Below are 19,338 nucleotides of genomic sequence, written 5' to 3'. Positions count from 1 at the left end.
ACTAGATATAGTGTTTTCCTTGTAGTTCAATGCGTCTACATCCCGGGTTGGCCCCGTCGGGGCGCGGCCGATGCCGCATCGTTGCTCAACGACCTTAGCGCCTGCCGCTGTTCATGCGCCCTGCGGGCGCTTTTGGGCCCGAAAGCCGCATGGTTGCTGGACGAGCCGTCGGCAAGGCCGGCGTTGTCATGGCTGTGGCGCCGTCGCATCGCGGGCCGCGCGGCGATTGAAAAAATTCAGCGCCGCATCACCGGATCACCGCATCGGGAAACATTGTGGGGTCCCAGCCCAGCTGCGCTTGCAGTGCAGGCCAGTCGAAACCGCTGCCCGGATCCCGCTTGCGGCCTGGCGCGATGTGCTCGTGGCCCGCGATGAAGTCGATGGGGTAGCGCTGGGCGATGGCGGGGCAGAGGCTTGCCAGGGTCTCGTACTGCGCATGTTCGAAACGCTCGCCCTCCAGCCCTTCGAGCTCGATGCCGATCGAATCGTCGTTGCAGTTGGCGCGGCCGCGCCAGGCGGAGGCGCCTGCGTGCCAGGCTCGATCGTCGCAGCTCACGAACTGCCAGAGCTCGCCGTTGCGCCTCACGTAGAAATGGGTCGAGACCTCCAGGCCACGGATGCTTTCGAAGTACGGGTGCGCATCCCAGTCCAGTCGGTTCGTGAAGAGCTGCTGCACTTCGTCGCCGCCGTAGCGGCCGGGCGGCAGGCTGATCGAGTGCAGCACGATCAGGTCGATCTGTGCGCCCTGCGGTCGCGGCCCGAAGTTCGGCGAGGGCAGCGCGCGCGCGAAGCGGTACCAGCCGGCCGGCCAGAGGCCATCGCTGCCCTCACTCGTCGGCGGCGTTGCCATGGTTGTCATCCACACCGGGCGTGGCAATGCCCAGGCGCGCGATGCGATAGCGGATCTGCCGCAGGCTCAGGCCCAGGCGGGCCGCGGCCGCCGTCCGGTTGAAGCCGCTTTCGCGCAGCGCGCGCACCAGGATCTCGCGTTCCTGCTGGTCAAGGTAGCTCTGCAGGTCGCTGGGCACCTGGGACGTGGGATTGACCAGTACCGGCGGAGCCGGCATTTCGGGCGGCATCTGCGCGGCCGCAGGCACGGGCACGGCCTCGGTCGCGGCAGGCTCCAGCGTCGCCGAGGGGCTCGCGATGTCGAGGTGCAGCACATCGCCGTCGCTCAGCGCGACCGCGCGATGCAGCAGGTTCTCGAGTTCGCGGACATTGCCGTGGAGGGGATGCCGCGACAGCCGCTGCAGCACCTCGGCCGACAGCGCCGGCGCGGGCATGGCGGCGTCGCGCGCGATCCGGGCCAGCAGCGCCTCGCACAACGCCGGCAGGTCCTCGCGGCGCTCGCGCAGCGCCGGCACCGCAATCTCGATCACGTTCAGGCGGTAGAACAGGTCCTGGCGGAAACGCCCGGCCTGGACCTCCGCCTGCAGGTCCTTGTGGGTGGCGCTCACGATGCGCACGTCGACCGCATCTTCCTGGGTCGAACCGATCGGTCGCACGCTGCGCTCCTGGATCGCGCGCAGCAGCTTGGATTGCATCGCCAGCGGCAGGTCGCCGATCTCGTCGAGGAAGAGCGTGCCGTCGCGCGCAGCCTGGAAATAGCCGTCCCGGTCCTGCGCGGAACCGGTGTAGGAGCCCTTTCTCGCGCCGAAGAACTCGGCTTCCAGCAGGTTCTCCGGGATCGCGCCGCAGTTGACGGCGACAAAGGGGCCCTCGCTGCGCTGGCTGCAGGCATGCACCGCGCGCGCCACCAGCTCCTTGCCGGTGCCGGACTCGCCACGCACCAGCACCGGCGCCATGCCGCGCGCCACCTTGGCGATGCGGGCCTTGACCAGGCGCATCGGCTCCGAATTGCCGACCAGGCGTTCCAGCGCGGCCTGGCCGGCGTTGCTCGGCGTAGCCGTCGCGGCCTTGCCTCCGTTGTCTTCGATGGGACGCGCAGCGCGCGTTGGTGCGGCCGCCTGGGCCTGGACCGCCGACGCCACCACGCTGCGGAATTGCTTCAGGTCCACCGGCTTGGTCAGGTAGTCGAAGGCGCCTGCCTTCAGCGCCTCCACCGCGTTCTCGGCGGAGCCGTAGGCGGTCATCACCACGCAGCGCTCGCTGCGCTGGTCCTGCTGGATGCGCTGCAGGATCTCCAGGCCCAGCCCGTCGGGCAGGCGCATGTCCGTGATCACGGCGTCGAAGCGACCCGCGTCCAGGTGTTCGCGCGCCTCCGAGACGCTGCCCGCCGCCTCGACGCGATAGCCTTCGCGCAGCAGCGTGAGTTCGTAGAGCGTGCGCAGATCGGGCTCGTCATCGACGACCAGGATCTGGGCAGGGCGTGGCGCGGACGGATGGGAGCTGCTCACGGCGCTATTGTGTCAGCCCGCCTTCGCCCGGCAGGAAGGCGATGGCGAATTCGTTGCCCTCCGGCCCGCCTGCTGCGAGCGCCCGGCGCTCGTAGCCGATGGTGGCGCCGTGCCGCTCGCACAGCTCGCGGCACAGATAGAGGCCCAGGCCGCTGGAGCGGCTTTCGGAAGAAAAGAAGGGCTCGAACAGGTGGCGCTGCACCGCGGGTTCCAGCGGTGCGCCATCGCTCCACACGTGCAGGCTGGTGCGCCCGGCTGCATTCCGCCGCGTCGTCGTCACCTGGATCGAGCCCTCGCGTGCGCCGGCGTAGCGCGCGGCGTTGTCCAGCAGGTTCACCAGAATGCGTCGCAGGTGCTCGATGTCGAAGCGCACCACGCAGCTGCTTGCCTCCAGCACCAGCAGCACGCCCTGCCGCTGCGTCTGCCGCACCCATTCCTCCGCCAGCGTGCGCACGGTGGGATCGAGCACCAACTGCTCACCCAGCGGGAGCATGCGTTGCTGGCGGGCGCGTGCCACGTCGAGCACGTCGTCGACGATGCGCGATAGGCGCTGCGCGTTCTGCTGCACCATGCTCGTCAGCTGGCGATGGGCGGGGTCGACCAAGTCCTCGCCCAGCAGCGCGCTGGCCTGGGTGATCGCGGCCAGCGGATTGCGGATCTCGTGCGCCACCGCGGCCGACATGCGGCCCATGGCCGCCAGCTTCTCGGTGCGGATGCGGGCTTCCAGCTCGCGCAGGTCTTGCAGGAACATGACGCACAGGCTCTCGATGCCGTGCTCGGCGGCACGCGTGAGCCGCGTGCGCACCCGGACCTCGCGCGGCGCGCCCTGGGCCTGCGCGATCGGGATCTCGCGCGCTTGCGAGGTGCGCCGCGTGAAGGTGTTGCGCGCAATCGCCGCCAGCGGCGCCCAGGCCGGATGCGCGTTGAGCGCGAAAGGCAGCGCCAGCTGGGCCAGGCCCTGCCCGAGGATCGCGTCGGCCGCAGGGTTGGATGCGTGCACCTGGCCCTTGGCATCGATCACCAGCACGCCTTCGCTGAGCGTCTCGATCACCAGGTCGTTCACCAGCGCGTGCATCTGCGCGGCGCTGCGGTTGCTCTGGGCGAGCGCCTCCTCGCGCATCAGCCGTCGCGCCAACTCGTTGGCCAGCAGCGACACCACGAACAGGCCGGTGCCGGTCAACGCCGCCTGGACGAAGCGCGCCGAGGCGTCCGTCTGATCCTGCAGCCAGTACCAGCCCGCATGCCCGAGCAGCAGCAGCGCGACCATCGCCGTGGTGCCCAGGCCCACCGTGCCGGTGCCGAGCACCGCACCCATCAGCACCGGCAGGGCGAACAACGGCGTGTAGTTGATGCTGCCCACTTGCAGCAGCTGCAGCGCGCTGAAGACCAGCAGGTCGATGCCGATGGTGGACATCCAGGCCGAGCCGAAGCGCCGTATCGGCGGCTGGAACATTGCGTAGCGCGCCGCCAGCAGCGTGACTATCAGATAGCCCCCGGTCAGCACCAGCACAGCCGGCCGCGGCGCCTGTCCAAGTGCGTAGATGAGGGCCTGCAGCAGCAGCAGCACAAGGGCGATGAAACTGCGCGCGGTCATGAATCCGCGCCAGAGACGCAGCAGGGCCGAGCTGTCGCGGCGGTCCTCGTCCAGCGGCGCCCAGTCGGTCGCCGACTCGGCGCGCGACCACAGGAAAGGCGTCATCGGCCGGGCCTCAAAAGGTGTGAATGAGTCCGGCGTGCCTGGGCAGGATGAGCGGGCATGGCGGGTTCGTTCACTCCTTTTTCAGTGCGTGGCAGCCTGGCGGTGCGCCCCGCTGCAGTACGCGGTGCCGTCCGCGGCGCGCACGGCCTCCGCGGCCGGCAGGTGCAGCCCGCAATGGGCGCAGCGCAGCATGGCCTGCGGTGGCGCGATCTCCCGTGGCGCACGCGGCGGCGCCTTGCGCGACTGCAGTTCCTCGCGCCGGCCCTTGCGCCAGAGCCAGACCGCCACCAGGACCACGATGAGGACGAGCAGGTACTTCATGCCGCCCCGCGTCCCAGCACCACCTCGAGCACGAAGCGTGAGCCCACGTAGGCCAAAAGGAGCAGCGCCGCTCCGGCATAGAGCACGCGCCGCGCAGTGCGGCCGCGCCAGCCGAAGCGCGCGCGCCCGATCAGCAGCACCGCGAAGCTGACCCAGGCCAGCACCGAGAACACCGTCTTGTGGTCCCATTTCCAGCCGCGCGCATTGGCGCCATAAAGCTGCTCGCTGAACAGCAGACCGGCCAGCAGGGTGGCCGAAAGCAGCACGAAGCCGGCAGTCACGAAGCGGAAGGTCAGGCGCTCCATGGTCAGCAGCGGCACGCCAGCCTGCGGCTCGGTCGCGAGGCGGATCTGCTTTTCGGCGCGGGTCATGATCCAGGCATGGATCACCGCCGCGCCGAACAGGCCGTAGGAGGCGATGCCGAGCGCCAGGTGCAGCGGCAGCCAGGGCGAGGCGGAGACATGCAGCGGCGTGCCCGGAAAGACCAGTGCCAGCAGCACCGCCGCCGCGCCCAGTACCGCGAGCACGCGCCGCACCTGCAACTGTGGATAGAGCCTGCTCTCGATTGCGTAGACGGTCGTCACCAGCCAGGCCGTGACGGACAGCGCCGGCGCAAAGCCGAAGCGCGGGTCGACACCGGCGAGCGACCAGGCCAGCACGCCGGCATGCAGCAGCCAGGCCAGGCCCAGCATCGACTGCGTGGAAGGTCGTCCGAGCCAGGAAGAGGCGGCGGCGGCCGCGCCGTAGGCCGCGGCGGCGGCGATGCCCAGCGCCACGCCGAGTGGAGAGGGGATCGCTAAAATCATCGGTCGGAGTTTAGCCTCTCGCCTTTGCGCAATCCTTCGCCGAGGCGCGCCTGCTCCCCACCCACCGATCCCCGCCGCGGGAAGCACCATGGCCAGCGCCCTCACCGAAAAATTTTCTCGCCTCGTCAAGCAGGTCAGCGGGCAGGCCCGCATCACCGAAAGCAATGTCCAGGACATGCTGCGCGAAGTGCGCATGGCCCTGCTGGAGGCCGACGTCGCGTTGCCCGTGGTGCGCGACTTCGTCGCCCGCGTGAAGGACAAGGCGCTCGGCCAGGAGGTGCTGGGCTCCCTCAAGCCCGGCCAGGCGCTGGTGGGCATCGTCAACCGCGAGCTCGCCGCCACCATGGGCGAGGGCGTGGCCGACATCAACCTGGTGGCGCAGCCGCCGGCCGTGATCCTGATGGCCGGCCTGCAGGGCGCCGGCAAGACCACCACCACCGCCAAGCTGGCCAAGCACCTGATCGAGAAGCGCAGGAAGAAGGTGCTGACGGTCTCGGGCGACGTCTACCGGCCCGCCGCCATCGAGCAGCTCAAGACCGTGACGAAGCAGGCAGGCGCAGAGTGGTTTCCGAGCACGCCGGACCAGAAGCCGCTGGACATCGCCCGCGCGGCGCTCGATCACGCCAAGCGCCATTTCTTCGACGTGCTGCTGGTCGATACGGCCGGCCGTCTCGCGATCGACGAAGTGCTGATGGCCGAGATCCAGCAGCTGCATGCCGCGCTGAATCCGGTCGAGACCCTCTTCGTGGTCGACGCGATGCAAGGGCAGGACGCGATCAACACCGCGAAGGCCTTCAAGGACGCGCTGCCGCTCACCGGCATCATCCTCACCAAGACCGACGGCGATTCGCGCGGCGGCGCGGCGCTGTCGGTGCGCCAGGTCACCGGCGTGCCGATCAAGTTCGCTGGGGTCAGCGAGAAGATCGATGGCCTGGAGGTGTTCGACGCCGAGCGTCATGCCGGCCGCATCCTCGGCATGGGCGACATCGTGGCGCTGGTCGAGCAGGTCACGGCCGGCGTCGACGTGGCGGCCGCGCAGAAGCTGGCCGCCAAGGTCAAGAGCGGCGCCGGCTTCGACCTCAACGACTTCCTCGGCCAGCTGCAGCAGATGAAGCAGATGGGCGGCCTCTCCAGCATCATGGACAAGTTGCCGGCCCAGATGGCGGCCAAGGCCACCGAGGCCGACATGAGCCGCGCCGAGCGCGACATCCGCCGCAAGGAAGGCATCATCAACAGCATGACGCCGCTGGAGCGGCGCAAGCCCGAGCTGCTCAAGGCCACGCGCAAGCGCCGCATCGCGGCCGGCGCGGGCGTACAGGTTCAGGAAGTGAACCGCCTGCTCAACGAGTTTGAGCAGATGCAGCAGATGATGAAGAAGATGAAGGGCGGCGGCCTCATGAAGATGATGAAGCGCATGGGCGGCATGAAGGGCCTGCCGGGGATGGGCGGGGGTGGCGGCGGAATGCCACGGTTCTGAATCGTTTCCGGTCAGCCAAGAAAAAAGCCCGCTGCGAGCGGGCTTTTTCATGGGTGCTCGAAGCTTCAAGCCCTCGCCAGGCGTACCGCGTGCATCCAGGCCCGGCGCAGCACCGCCGGCGAACGCGACTCCTCGGGAATCACCAGGAAGCCGCGGTCACGCATCGTGTTGCCCAGCGCGATCTGGCTGGTCAGCACCGTCAGCGGGATCGCCAGCAGCAGGGGCAGGCCCACCGGCATCAGCCAGGCCAGGGCGCTGGCATCGATCAGCGCGATGCCCACCGCCAGCGCGGCGATCACCAGCGTCATCGGCGCCAGCTGGGTGAAGGCGATGCGCCATGGCACGGCAGCCGCTTCCCGCGGGGGCGACTTCCACTCCAGCTTGATGCCGGTCAGCGCCACCACCACGAACAGCGAATGGGCCAGCATGCGCACGGGTGCCTGCACGATGGCCAGCGCGCTTTCCAGCGCGGCGCTCTTGAGCAGCCCGCCCACGCCGCCGTACTGGCGCTGCTCGCCGCGCATGACCACGGCCACCAGGCCCAGGATGCGCGGCAGGAACAGCAAGCACAGGGTCCACAGCCACAGGCCGGCCAGCTCCATCGGCATCACCATCCAGTGCGCGATCACGCTCGAGCCGGTCAGCCACAAGGCGGTGCCCAGCGTCAGGAAGGCCAGCCACAGGGGCGCCGAGGCGTAGGCCATGGTGCCGGTCACGAACATCGCGCGATGCACCGGGTGCAGGCCGGGCTCGGCCATCAGGCGGGCGTTCTGCAGGTTGCCCTGGCACCAGCGGCGGTCGCGCTGCAGTTCGGCCAGGAGGTCCGGCGGCTGCTGCTCGTAGCTGCCGACCAGGTCGGCCACCAGCCACACGTGGTAGCCGGCGCGGCGCATCAGCGCAGCCTCGACGAAGTCGTGCGACATGATGCCGCCGGCGAAGCCGCCCTTGCCGCGGATCGGCGCCAGCGCGCAATGCTGCATGAAGGGCTCGATGCGGATGATCGCGTTGTGGCCCCAGTAGTGCGATTCGCCGAGCTGCCAGAACTGCATGCCCAGGGTGAACAGGCGGCCCGTCACGCGCGAGGCGAACTGCTGGGCGCGGGCGTGCAGCGTCACATGGCCGATGGCCTGGGTGGCGGTCTGGATGATGCCGGCGGTCGGGTTGGCTTCCATCAGCTTGACCATCGAGGTCAGGCAGTCGCCGCTCATCACGCTGTCGGCGTCCAGCACCACCATGTAGCGGTAATCCTTGCCCCAGCGGCGGCAGAAGTCGGCCACGTTGCCGGCCTTGCGATGTGTGCGGCGCGTGCGCAGGCGATAGTAGACCTCGACCTGCGGCTGGTTCGGGCTGTCGGCCAGGGCCGCGCGCAGATCTTCCCAGGCCTTGCGCTCGGCGGCGGCCACTTCGGGGTTGTAGCTGTCCGACAGCACGAACACGTCGAACTGCTTCGCATGGCCGGTCGCGGCCACCGATTCGCAGGTGGCGCGCAGGCCGGCGAACACGGTCGCCACGTCCTCGTTGCAGATCGGCATGATGATCGCCGTGCGCGCCTCCGGGTTCATCGGGTGGTGCGCCACTTGCTTGGCCGACAGCGCGTGCTTGTCACCGCGGACCGAGACGTAGAAACCCATCAGCGCGGTCACGAAGCCGGTCACCACCCAGCCCGAGAGCAGGCCGTAGAGGCCGATCTGGCCGTACTCGAGCCACAGGTTGTTGTAGTCGGGCTGAACCCCGGCGAACAGCGTGGAGGCGATGATCGTGCTGAACACGGTCAGCGCCATGAAGGCCAGACGGCGCTGGTGGGCTGCGCGCTGCCAGGCCTGGGCGGGCTGCGGCGCGCGGGACGTGCCGGCGGCCGGCTTGCCGGCACCGAGCTTGACCAGCAGGGCGGTGCCGATGCTGTTCCAGAAGCCGCGCCAGGGGCGGGGCGTCATCGAGCCGCGGTTGACCGGGGGCGCCGTGACCGAGTTCGGATGGCGTTCCTCGCGCAGCAGGCTGCGGCGCGAGAAATGCGCGTCGGTCAGGACGTTGAGCTGGGAGAAATCGTTGGGCTTCATGGACGACTTACCCCCGCTGCTTGTCGGAGGCGGTGTCGCCGATTGCCGGAAAGCGCTTGAAGACGCAGTCCGGTGCCGCGCCGCCAGCATGGGCCAGGGCCGCCGGCGAATGACCCGCGGCACGGGGCCGCGAGAGGGAAAACTGCTTTTGACGCAGGCCGTCGCGCTGCGGACGCAGTGCGAAAGATGGGCTGGTGATTGCTGTCATGCAACTACAAGGGCAAACCCTGTGCCAGCTCGGAAAAACGCTGTCAAATCAAGTACTTGCAGCGATCCGGAAGCGTTCGGCGCGGGTTTTGAGGTCCAAAGGCCTCCAAAACCCCCGAATTTGTCGCCGAATCCCGACAAGCCCGGTGAAGGGGATGTAAATCCCCATTAAAATCAATAACTTAGCCCCGTCGCTCGTCAGCGACAGAATCGCCGCCCCCCGACGGCGCATCCGCCTTGAAGTGCCCCGGTGTGAGCCCGTGCTTCTGCAGAAGCCGATAAAACTCCGTGCGATTGCGGTCCGCCAGCCGCGCCGCGTCGGCCACGTTGCCGTCTGTCAATTTGAGCAAACCAACCAGGTATTCCCGCTCGAAGCGCTGCTTGGCCTCGGCATAGGTCTGGACTTCGACGCTGGGCGAGCGCAGCGCCCGCTGCACCAGGGCCAGGGGGATCAGCGGTGAGCTGGACAACGCGCAGACCTGCTCGACCACGTTGAACAGCTGTCGCACATTGCCGGGCCAGGGCGCCGTCGTCAGCGCCTTCAGCGCCTCCGGCGCGAAGCCGGACAGGCGCTTGCCGTACTTGCTCGAGAGCCGGTTCAGGAAGTGGTTGGCCAGGAGCGGAATGTCCTCGCGCCGTGCCGACAGGGGTGGCAGGCTGAGTGTCACGACATTGAGACGGTAGTAGAGGTCCTCCCGGAACTGCCCGGCCTCCATCGCCGCGTCGAGGTCGCGGTGGGTGGCGGAGATGATGCGCACGTCCACCGCGATCGACTGGGTCGAGCCTACCGGCCGCACCGCGTGCTCCTGCAGCACCCGCAGCAGCTTGACCTGCAGCGCCGGCGGCATGTCCCCGATCTCGTCGAGCAGCAGGGTGCCGCCGTCGGCCTGCTGGAACAGGCCCTTGTGGTTGGCGACCGCGTCGGTGAAGGCGCCCTTCACATGGCCGAACAGCTCCGATTCCAGCAACGCCTCCGGAATGGCTCCGCAGTTGACCGCCACGAAGGGCTTGTCGGCACGCACGCTGGCGCGGTGGATGGCGCGGGCCAGCAATTCCTTGCCGGCGCCGCTGTCGCCGCGCAGCAGCACGCTGGCGTCCGACTTGGCCACCATGCGCGCCTCGGCCAGCAGCTCGGCCATGCGGTTGCTGCGGCTGACGATCTCCGAGCGCCAGCTCTCGTCGACGCCCTTGCCGGTCGAGGGCGCGGGTGCGCCGAGGGCGAGCGCCTGCGCGATCTTGTCGAGCAGCTCGCGCGCGTCGTAGGGCTTGGTCAGGTAGGTGAAGACGCCGCGCGCCGTGGCCTCGACCGCGTCGGGGATGGTGCCATGCGCGGTCAGCAGGATCACCGGCAGCGTCGGATGGCGCTTGCGGATCTCGTCGAAGAGCTGGAGGCCGTCACGGCCCGGCAGGCGCACGTCGCTGAGCACCAGCTGGGGATGCTCGATCTCGAGCTGCGTGAGCGCCGACTCGGCCGAGGTCACGGCCGTGACCTGGTAGCCGGCGGCGGTGAGCCGCATCGACAGCAGGCGCAGCATGTCGGCGTCGTCGTCCACCACCAGCAGGCGGGGACCGATCGTCTCGGCGGGCTTGTTCGCGGGGCTCATTGGGCAGGCTTCGGCGCGACGGCCGGCGGCGGGCTGTTGGGCCGCGAGAAGCTGCGCTCGATGGCCCGCAGCGCCTCGATGCGGTCGCTCAACTGGTCGATGCGGCGCTGGCTGTCGCGCAGCTGCTGCGCCTGGCGATCGCGGTCGTCCTCCACGCGGCGCTGCTCCTGGTAGCGCGCGGTGAGCAGGCGGGCCAGTGGATGCAGGATCTGCGCGTCATTGGACGGATTGGCGAGCACGCGTTGCAGCAGCGCCAGTCCGCGCGCGAGGTCCGCCGGAGAACGGGTCTGGGCCAGCACCAGTGCCAGCTGCATCTGGGCGATCGGGACCTCGCCGGGCTCGCCCAGGCGAGCGATCTCGGCGGCCAGCTCGTTGCCGCCGAGTGGACGCACTTTGTCGGCGTAGACGAGTAGCGCCGCCACCGGCCCCTGGGAGTGCTGCGTGAGCACCCAGGCCGGCTGCGTGGCCGGCGCCATCGGCTCGGCCTCCACCGGCTGCACTGAGGGTGGAGGCGGTGGCGGCGGTGGTGCGGGCTGTACGGCCACGGACTCTGCCGGCGGTGGCGGCGGCGAAGCGCAGGCAGCCAGCACCAGGGGCATGACGATGAGGGTCATGGCCAAGGCGGATCTGCGGACGATCGGAAACAGGAACATGGGTCGGATGAATGCGCGAGGAGGGCGGTTCAGGTGGAGCGCGGCAGCTCGATGCGAAAGCGCGCACCGGGTCCATCCGGCAGCAGCGTGATGCGGCCGCCATGAGCTGCAATGTACTCCTGCACGATCGACAGGCCGATGCCGGTGCCTTTGACTGCATGCTCGGGCTGGCGCTCGCCCCGGTAGAAGGGCTCGAAGATGCGGTCGCGATCGCCTTCGGCGATGCCGGGGCCGGCATCCTGGATCTCGATGCAGGCGGCGTAGGGCGTGCTCGACACGGTGAGGGTGATGGTGCCGCCGCGGGCCGAGAAACGGATCGCGTTGGACAGCAGATTGGCCAGCGCGGTACCCAGCTTCACCGGGTCCACCACCAGGGCAAGGGGCTCGCCCTCGGCCCGCACCGTCAGGCCGTTGGCCTGCCATTGCAGGCGCTGGGCCTCGATCTGCTCCTCGATCAGCGGCAGCAGCGGCGTGCGCTGGCGGCGCAGCTCGCGTGCCTCGAAGGCGGCGGCGTTGAAGCGCAGCAGCGCCTCGATCTGGCCCTGTAGCGCCACGGTGTTCTGCTGCAGGATCTGCGCCACCTCGCGCTGTGCCGGGTTCAGTGCGCCCGTCACGCCGTCTTCCAGCAGGGAGACGCCTTCGCGCAGGGCGGCCAGCGGTGTCTTGAGTTCGTGCGAGACGTGCCGCAGGAAGCGCGCCTTGTCGGCGTCCAGCTCGGTCAGCCGCAGCCGCAACCATTCCAGCTGCTGCGACACGCGGCGCACGTCGGCCGGGCCGTGGATGTCGATTGGCTCGTCCAGCCGGTTCTCGCCCAGCCCGACGATGGCCCGCTGCAGCCGCTGGAAGGGCCGCGCCAGCCAGATGCCGAAGGCCAGCGCCAGCACCACCGCCAGCACGCTGGCCGCCAGCACCTCGCGCATCAGCCGCCGGCGCGCGCTCTCCAGGCGCTGGGAAAGCGCGTCGTTCTGCGTCTCGATCAGGAACTGGGCCTGCTGCGCGATGTTGGTGTTCAGCCCATCCAGGTCACGGAACTGGATGGCCATCGAGCTCTCGCGTGCCAGCGCGGTCTCGGGCGCGCCGCTCATCAGGCCCTCGATCACCGCCATCTGGGCGCGCCACTGGTCCAGGCCGGTGGACGGCAGCCCGTTGGCGCCCAGCCGGTCCAGCACCTGGCGGGCGTCGCGCGCCGCGTCCTCGAAGCGGCGCCGCAGCACGGCGTCGTTGAGCACCAGCGACTGGCGGCCGGCGCGCTCCATCGCCGCGCTGCGCTCCGCCAGCGACTGCGCCGCGCCGGACAGGGTGAGCGCGCGCCCGGCGGCGTTGCGGCTCTGGGCCATCAGCGTGTCGTACTGGAACACCGAGCGCAGCGCCACGCCCACCAGCAGCGCCGTGATCAGGAGGAACGCGAACAGCAGCAGTTGCTGAAAGGAGCCGCGCGCCGACTTCAGCCCCGCCATCAGGCGGCGGCCCCCGCGGCCTGCGCCAGGGGCAAGCGGGCCGACTCGGCGGTCGGCACCTCGCCGCGCAGGGTGTAGGCCAGCGAGCGCGTGATGCGCACGTCGATCATCTGCCCGACCAGCCGCGGATCGCCCTCGAAGTTGACCACCCGGTTGCACTCGGTGCGGCCCATCAGCTCAGCCGCGTCCTTGCGCGAGCGGCCCTCCACCAGCACCCGCTGCAGGGTGCCGACGCGGCTCTGGCCGAAGCGCTTGACGTTGGCGTCGATCGCCGCCTGCAGCCGCTGCAGGCGCGCCAGCTTGACCTCGTGCGGCGTGTCGTCGTGCAGCTGGGCCGCCGGTGTGCCGGGACGCGGGCTGAAGATGAAGCTGAAGCTGTTGTCGAACTCGAGCTCGTCGATCAACTTCATCATCTTCTCGAAGTCGGCCTCGGTTTCGCCCGGGAAGCCGACGATGAAGTCGCTGCTGAGCGAGAGCCCGGGCCGGATGGCGCGCAGCTTGCGCACCGTGCTCTTGTATTCCATGGCGGTGTAGCCGCGCTTCATCGCCATCAGGATGCGGTCGCTGCCGTGCTGCACCGGCAGGTGCAGGTGGCTCACCAGTTGCGGCACGCGGGCGTAGGCCTCGATCAGCCGCGGCGTGAACTCGTTGGGATGGCTGGTGGTGTAGCGGATGCGCTCGATGCCGGGGATCTCGGCGATGTATTCGATCAGAAGCGCGAAGTCGGCGATCTCGGCGGTGTCGCCCATGCGGCCGCGGTAGGCATTCACGTTCTGGCCCAGCAGCGTGACCTCGCGCACGCCCTGGTCGGCCAGGCCGGCCACCTCGACCAGCACGTCGTCCAGCGGTCGGTTGACCTCCTCGCCGCGGGTGTAGGGCACCACGCAGTAGCTGCAGTACTTGGAGCAGCCTTCCATGATCGAGACGAAGGCGGTCGCGCCCTCGACCCGCGCCGGTGGCAGGTGATCGAACTTCTCGATCTCCGGGAAGCTGATGTCCACCTGGGGTTGGCCCCCGCGCTCGCGCGCATGCAGCATCTCGGGCAGGCGGTGCAGGGTCTGCGGGCCGAACACCACGTCGACGTAGGGCGCCCGCGCGATGATGGCCTCGCCCTCCTGGCTGGCCACGCACCCGCCGACACCGATCTTCACGCCGCGCGCCTTCAGGTGCTTGACGCGGCCGAGGTCGGAGAACACTTTCTCCTGCGCCTTCTCGCGCACCGAGCAGGTGTTGAAGAGGATCAGGTCGGCTTCCTCCACGTTCGTGGTGGGCTCGTAGCCGTCGGCGGCGCGCAGCACGTCGGCCATCTTGTCCGAGTCGTACTCGTTCATCTGGCAGCCGAAGGTCTTGATGAAAACTTTGGGGGTGGTCATGGGGTTCTCCCGGAGATAGCGCTGCTCGTTCGCGGGGCACCGCGGAACTGGCTTTGCCAGGCCGCCGGTGTCGCCCCCGGAGAGGGGGTTGGCGGCTACACGAAGTGAGCGAGCCTGGGGGTGAGCCAGTTCACTGCCCGTAGCGCGGCAACTGGTCGAACGGCGTCTTGCCGTCGTCGCGCGGGCCGGTGTCGGCCACGAAGGGCCAGAAGTTCAGGAGCGGCTTGTCGGCTGAGGCACGCTTGGCCTGGGCTTCGTCCGGCGTGAGGATCCAGACCTCATTCACCTGCCCGGCGGCATCGCGCCGATAGTTGACCAGCAGGTTCTGACCTGTGAGGTTGGCCGGCATCACCAGCATGTTCTGGGCGCTGCGGATGCGAACGCCCGGCGCCAGCCGTTCGGGTGTGCCGTCGAGCTGGATTTCGGGCGAATTCACGACCAGGAAGCGGCCGCGCAGCGTGCCTTGGGGAAAGTTGCGGCCGCCGAGCGCGGCCTCGTTCTGGGTCTGGATCGGCTCTTGCGCTGCAGCGGGTGCCAGCATTGCGCACATTGCTACCAAAACAAGAGCACTCCAGGGAGTGTTGCAGCGGTTCATGGTGTTCATCCAGAGGCTGTGGGGCGGGGGCCGATTCTACCGGCCGCCCCTGTGCGCCCCCGCAAACAGATCGCCCGCGTGTGCGTTGCTTCATGGCCGCTTTACCTAACTTTACGGCGGTGATAGACGCGGGCCCTCGACCACTGATCCAATAGCTGTGTCAGGCAAAAGTGCGCCTCGCGGAGCCGCGGCCGCCTTTCTACCCAACCAAAGCGTTCATGAACAAGAAACTCGTCCTCGCCCTCGCGGGTGTGATCGTCCTGGCGGCAGCCGGCGCCTGGAAGTGGTCCGGTAGCCGCTCGCAAAGTGCAGCGCAGGAAGGTGTGCCCGGCGTCGCCGGCAAGAACGCGGCACCCTCCGCCGGCGCCGCGCCGGCGCTGGTCGCCCTCGCCGCGGCGCAGAAGCAGGACGTGCCGGTCACGGTGCAGGTCAACGGCAGCGTGGTCTCGCTCAACAGCGTGGAGCTGCGCCCGCAGGTGACGAACACCGTGCGCGAGGTGCACGTCAAGGAAGGGCAGTTCGTCAAGCAGGGCCAGCTGCTCTTCAGTCTCGACGACCGCCCCGACCAGGCCAACCTGGCCAAGGCCCGGGCCCAGCAGCAGAAGGACGAGGCCACCCTGGCCGACCTGGAGCGCCAGTACCGCCGCAGCCAGGAGCTGGTGGCGCAGAACTTCATCGCCAAGAGCGCCGCCGACGCCACCCTGTCGCAGCTGGAGGCCCAGCGCGCCGCCGTGGCGGCCGACAAGGCGGCGGTGCAGTCGGCGCAGGTGGCCCTGGGTTACGCGACGCTGCGCGCGCCGATCGCCGGCCGCATCGGCGCCGTCAACATCTACCCCGGCACCCTGGTCCAGCCCACGCTGACGCTGGTGACCATCACCCAGCTCGATCCGATCGCGGTCAGCTTCCCCGTCCCCGAGGGCAAGCTGCAGGACCTGCTGGCCGCCGCCCGCGACCACACCCCGGTCGAGGCCCTGGTGCCCGGCCGTCGCACCCCGATGAAGGGCATGCTGAACTTCGTCGACAACACCGTCGATCCGATGATCGGCACCGTGCGCGCCAAGGCCGTGTTCGACAACGCCGACCAGGGCCTGTGGCCCGGCCAGTTCGTCGAGACCCGGGTGACGGTGCGCACGCTGAACGGCGCCACCGTGATTCCCGCGGCCGCGGTCATGATGCTGGCCGAAGGCAGCGCGGTCTACGTGATCGATGCCGAGCGCAAGGCGACCCGCCGCAAGGTCCAGGTGCTGCACAACTTCGGCACCCAGGTCGCGGTGCGCGGCGTCGAGCCCGGCGAGCAGGTGGTGATCGAGGGCAAGCAGAACGTGCGCCCCGGCGGCAAGGTGCGCGTGGACACGGCCCCCGCCCAGCCGGTCCCGCGCCCGGCCGGCTCGCCTGAAGCCACCCCGGGCAGCGCCGCCTCGGCCGAGCCGGTGAAGCAGGCCGTGGTCGCGGCGCGGGAGCGGACATGAGCCCCGCCCGGCCGCCCGAAGGGGCTCGCCCCCTCCTTCAGGAGGGGGTGTGCGAACTACACGAAGTGAGGAGCCTGGGGGTGGACCCATGAACATCTCCGAGCTCTGCATCCGTCGTCCCGCGATGACGGTGCTGCTCTCGGCCGCCGCGGTGGTGGCCGGCATCTTCGCCTACTTCCAGATCCCGGTCGCGGCCCTGCCCAGCTACAACACGCCGGTCATCAACGTCAATGCGCAGCTGCCGGGCGCCAGCCCGGACACCATGGCCTCCTCGGTGGCGCTGCCGCTGGAGAAGCAGTTCTCCACCATCCCGGGCCTTTCGACCATCAGCTCGGTCAACACCCAGGGCGTGAGCTCGATCACGCTGGAATTCGTCAGCAGCCGCGACATCGACGCGGCCGCGGTCGATGTGCAGGCGGCGCTGCTGCGCGCGCAGCGGCAATTGCCGGTCGAGCTGACGCAGATGCCCTCGTACCGCAAGGTCAACCCGGCCGACGCGCCGGTGCTGTTCATCTCGATGGTCTCGGACTCGATGAACCCGGCCGAGCTCAACGACTATGCCGAGAACCTGATCTCGCCCACGCTCTCCACCATCGACGGCGTCGCCCAGGTCGCGGTCTACGGCCGCAAGGCCTTCGCGGTGCGCATCAAGGCCGATGCCGACCTGCTCAACGCCCGCAACATCACCCTGGACGAGCTGGCGAACGCGGTGCGCCTGGCCAACGCCAACACGCCGGTGGGCGTGCTCGACGGCCCCCGCCAGACCCTCACCATCCAGGCCAACGAGCAGATGCTGCGGGCGGCCGACTTCGCCAAGGTGATCGTGGGCCAGCGCAACGGCGCGCCGGTGCGGCTGGACGAGGTCGCCACCATCGAGGACAGCTTCGAGTCGGTCAAGACCGCCAGCAGCTTCAACGGCCGGAGCTCGATCTCGCTGGCCGTGCTGCGCCAGCCCAATGCCAACACGGTGCAGGTGGTGGACGCGGTGCGCGCCCTGATGCCGCGCTTCCGCGAGGAGCTGCCGCAGTCGGTCGAGATCAACGTCACGAACGACCGCTCCATCTCCATCCGCGAGGCGGTGCACGACGTGCAGCTCACCCTGCTGGGCACGGTGCTGCTGGTGGTGCTGGTGATCTTCCTGTTCCTGCACCGCGTGGTGGCCACGCTGATCCCGGCGGCCACCATCCCGATCTCGCTGATCGGTGCGGTGGCGCTGCTCTACGCCTTCGGCTACAGCCTGGACAACGTCTCGCTGCTGGGCATCACCCTGGCGGTCGGCCTGGTGGTGGACGACGCCATCGTGGTGCTGGAAAACATCATGCGCTACGTCGAGCGCGGCATGGAGCCCATGGCCGCCGCGCTGCGCGGCGCGCGCGAGGTGGGCTTCACCATCATCTCGATCTCGATCTCGCTGGTGGCGGTGTTCATTCCCATCTTCTTCATGCCGGGCGTGATCGGCCTGCTGTTCCACGAGTTCGCGGTGGTGGTGGGCCTGGCGGTCATGGTCTCGGCCGTGGTCTCGCTGACCCTCGTGCCGATGCTGGCGAGCCGCCTGCTGCGCCACCAGCCGCGCGAAGGCGGCGTGGTGGAGGACGACGAGGACGAGCACCATCCCGAGCCCGGCACCGCCATCGGCCGCGTCTTCGAGCGCGGCTACCGCTGGGTGCACGGCAGCTACATGCGCACCCTCGACTGGACCCTGCGCCACCGCACCGTGATGCTCGGCGTGGCGGCCAGCACCTTCGCGCTGACCGCCTGGATGTTCGTCACCATTCCGAAGGGCTTCTTCCCCGAGGAGGACATCGGCCAGATCCAGATCACCACCGAGGCCGCCGAGGACATCTCCTTCCCCGCCATGAAGGCGCTGCAGGACCGCGTGTCCGACGCGCTGCAGGCCGACCCCAGCGTGGACTACGTCAACTCCTTCATCGGCGTCGGCGGCCCGACGGCCACGCAGAACGCCGGCCGCCTGTTCGCCGTGCTCAAGCCGCGCAGCGAGCGCCTGCCGATGCCGCAGGTGCTGGAGCAGCTGCGCAAGCGCTTCCGCGAGATCCCCGGCGTCGCGGTGTACATGCAGCCGGTGCAGAACCTGCGCCTGGGCGGGCGCCAGAGCAAGGCGCGCTTTCAGTACACGCTGCAGAGCGTGAACGCCGGCGCCATCACCGAGTGGGCCGACAAGCTGATGGAGCGCATGCGCGCCGACCCGGCCTTCCGCGACGTCACCAGCGATTCACAGAACCGGGGCCTGCAGGCCACCCTGCAGATCGACCGCGACAAGGCCGGCGTGCTCGGCGTTGCCGTCGGCGACCTGCGCACCGCGCTCTACAACGCCTATGGCGACCGCCAGATCGGCAGCATCTACGCGCCCAACAACACCTACCAGGTGATCCTCTCGGCGGCCGACGACGACCGCCGGTTCGAGGAGGACATGTCGCGCCTGTCGGTGCGCAACAAGGCCGGCCAACTGGTGCCGCTGTCGGCCTTCTCCACCGTCAAGCGCACCGTGGGACCGACCTCGGTCAACCACCAGGGCCAGCTGCAAGCGGTGACCGTGTCCTTCAACCTGGCGCCCGATACGCCGCTGGGCAACGCGACCGCCAGGATCGACCAGTTCAAGACCGAGCTGAAGATCCCGCCCTCGATCATCACCAGCTACGGCGGCGACGCGGCCGTGTTCCAGAGCTCGCAGGCCAGCCAGGCGGTGCTGCTGGTGCTGGCGGTGCTGGTCATCTACGTGCTGCTGGGCGTGCTCTATGAGAGCTACATCCATCCGCTCACCATCCTCGCCGGCCTGCCTTCGGCGGCGGTGGGCGCACTGCTCTCGCTCAAGCTCTTCGGCTTCGACCTGACCCTGATCGCGACCATCGGCATCCTGCTCCTGATCGGCATCGTCAAGAAGAACGCGATCATGATGATCGACTTCGCCCTGGAGGCCCAGCGCAGCCAGGGCATGCAGCCGGTCGCGGCGATCCGCGAGGCCTGCCGGCTGCGCTTCCGCCCGATCCTGATGACCACCCTGGCCGCGCTGATGGGCGCGCTGCCGCTCGCGCTGGGCCTGGGCGCCGGCGCCGAGCTGCGCCAGCCGCTGGGCGTGGCGGTGGTCGGCGGCCTGATCTTCTCGCAGGTGATCACGCTCTACATCACGCCGGCCATCTACCTGGCGCTGGACCGCTACAGCGGCAGCGGGCCGATGCAGGAGCTGCCGGGCGAAGAGCGGTTGCCGCAGCAGCCCGCAGGCCACACCGCCTGATCAGGCGCTGACG

14 protein-coding genes are annotated in these 19,338 nt (G+C 69.3%); 3 read left to right on the top strand and 11 right to left on the bottom strand.

The genetic code is table 11. The annotated features are described in order from the left end of the window. Nucleotides 1-247: 247 nt before the first annotated feature. The 5 genes from ampD to A8M77_RS11730 form a co-directional block, all read right to left on the bottom strand. On the bottom strand, nt 248-850 hold the full coding sequence (gene ampD / locus A8M77_RS11750) for a 1,6-anhydro-N-acetylmuramyl-L-alanine amidase AmpD (RefSeq protein ID WP_238136787.1): 603 nt from the start codon (nt 848-850) through the stop codon (nt 248-250). Next, nucleotides 828-2,357 carry a sigma-54-dependent transcriptional regulator gene (locus A8M77_RS11745; RefSeq protein ID WP_086921674.1) on the bottom strand — a complete coding sequence of 510 codons (1,530 nt, stop codon included), beginning with the start codon at nt 2,355-2,357 and terminating at the stop codon, nt 828-830. The genes ampD and A8M77_RS11745 overlap by 23 nt, the downstream gene beginning before the upstream one ends. A gap of 4 nt (nt 2,358-2,361) precedes the next feature. Then, the gene (locus tag A8M77_RS11740) at nt 2,362-4,056 is read right to left on the bottom strand and encodes a sensor histidine kinase (RefSeq protein WP_086921673.1); all 1,695 of its coding nucleotides are present in this window, start codon (nt 4,054-4,056) and stop codon (nt 2,362-2,364) included. 81 nt (nt 4,057-4,137) lie between these two features. Then, nucleotides 4,138-4,377 (bottom strand): PP0621 family protein, encoded by a 240-nt coding sequence (locus tag A8M77_RS11735; RefSeq protein WP_036241513.1) that lies wholly within the window; start codon nt 4,375-4,377, stop codon nt 4,138-4,140. After that, nucleotides 4,374-5,183, bottom strand: coding sequence for a cytochrome C assembly family protein (locus A8M77_RS11730; RefSeq protein WP_086921672.1), 810 nt, complete (start codon nt 5,181-5,183; stop codon nt 4,374-4,376). Before A8M77_RS11730 ends, A8M77_RS11735 begins: the two co-directional genes overlap by 4 nt. Before the next feature lie 88 nt (nt 5,184-5,271). On the opposite strand from A8M77_RS11730, the gene ffh reads away from it, so the two are divergent. Beyond that, on the top strand, nt 5,272-6,660 hold the full coding sequence (gene ffh / locus A8M77_RS11725; RefSeq protein WP_086921671.1) for a signal recognition particle protein: 1,389 nt from the start codon (nt 5,272-5,274) through the stop codon (nt 6,658-6,660). A 65-nt stretch (nt 6,661-6,725) separates the two neighbouring features. Here the strand turns inward: ffh and mdoH are convergent, their stop codons facing one another. From mdoH to A8M77_RS11690, 6 genes are all read right to left on the bottom strand, one after another. Next, nucleotides 6,726-8,717: a glucans biosynthesis glucosyltransferase MdoH gene (mdoH, locus tag A8M77_RS11720; RefSeq protein ID WP_086921670.1), complete on the bottom strand. Its 1,992-nt coding sequence runs from the start codon at nt 8,715-8,717 to the stop codon at nt 6,726-6,728. Between the two features lie 389 nt (nt 8,718-9,106). Further along, nucleotides 9,107-10,528, bottom strand: a complete 1,422-nt coding sequence (locus A8M77_RS11710) for a sigma 54-interacting transcriptional regulator (RefSeq protein WP_086921668.1) — start codon at nt 10,526-10,528, stop codon at nt 9,107-9,109. Continuing rightward, entirely contained in the window at nt 10,525-11,142 is a 618-nt protein-coding gene (locus tag A8M77_RS11705; protein WP_238136786.1) for a hypothetical protein, read from the bottom strand. Before A8M77_RS11705 ends, A8M77_RS11710 begins: the two co-directional genes overlap by 4 nt. A 68-nt stretch (nt 11,143-11,210) precedes the next feature. Next, nucleotides 11,211-12,638 carry a sensor histidine kinase gene (locus A8M77_RS11700; protein ID WP_086921666.1) on the bottom strand — a complete coding sequence of 476 codons (1,428 nt, stop codon included), beginning with the start codon at nt 12,636-12,638 and terminating at the stop codon, nt 11,211-11,213. Further along, nucleotides 12,638-14,011 carry a tRNA (N6-isopentenyl adenosine(37)-C2)-methylthiotransferase MiaB gene (gene miaB, locus A8M77_RS11695; protein WP_086921665.1) on the bottom strand — a complete coding sequence of 458 codons (1,374 nt, stop codon included), beginning with the start codon at nt 14,009-14,011 and terminating at the stop codon, nt 12,638-12,640. Before miaB ends, A8M77_RS11700 begins: the two co-directional genes overlap by 1 nt. Before the next feature lie 130 nt (nt 14,012-14,141). After that, nucleotides 14,142-14,552, bottom strand: coding sequence for a hypothetical protein (locus tag A8M77_RS11690; RefSeq protein WP_238136785.1), 411 nt, complete (start codon nt 14,550-14,552; stop codon nt 14,142-14,144). Nucleotides 14,553-14,824: 272 nt separating this feature from the next. Between A8M77_RS11690 and A8M77_RS11685 the strand changes: the two genes are divergently transcribed. Then, nucleotides 14,825-16,075: an efflux RND transporter periplasmic adaptor subunit gene (locus A8M77_RS11685; RefSeq protein ID WP_086921664.1), complete on the top strand. Its 1,251-nt coding sequence runs from the start codon at nt 14,825-14,827 to the stop codon at nt 16,073-16,075. Between the two features lie 88 nt (nt 16,076-16,163). After that, nucleotides 16,164-19,325 (top strand): efflux RND transporter permease subunit, encoded by a 3,162-nt coding sequence (locus A8M77_RS11680; protein ID WP_086921663.1) that lies wholly within the window; start codon nt 16,164-16,166, stop codon nt 19,323-19,325. Nucleotides 19,326-19,338 lie beyond the last annotated feature (13 nt).

Origin of the sequence: Variovorax sp. JS1663 (genome assembly GCF_002157355.1) — a bacterium.
Lineage (GTDB): Bacteria > Pseudomonadota > Gammaproteobacteria > Burkholderiales > Burkholderiaceae_C > Variovorax.
This window is presented reverse-complemented; position numbering and strand designations above follow the sequence as displayed.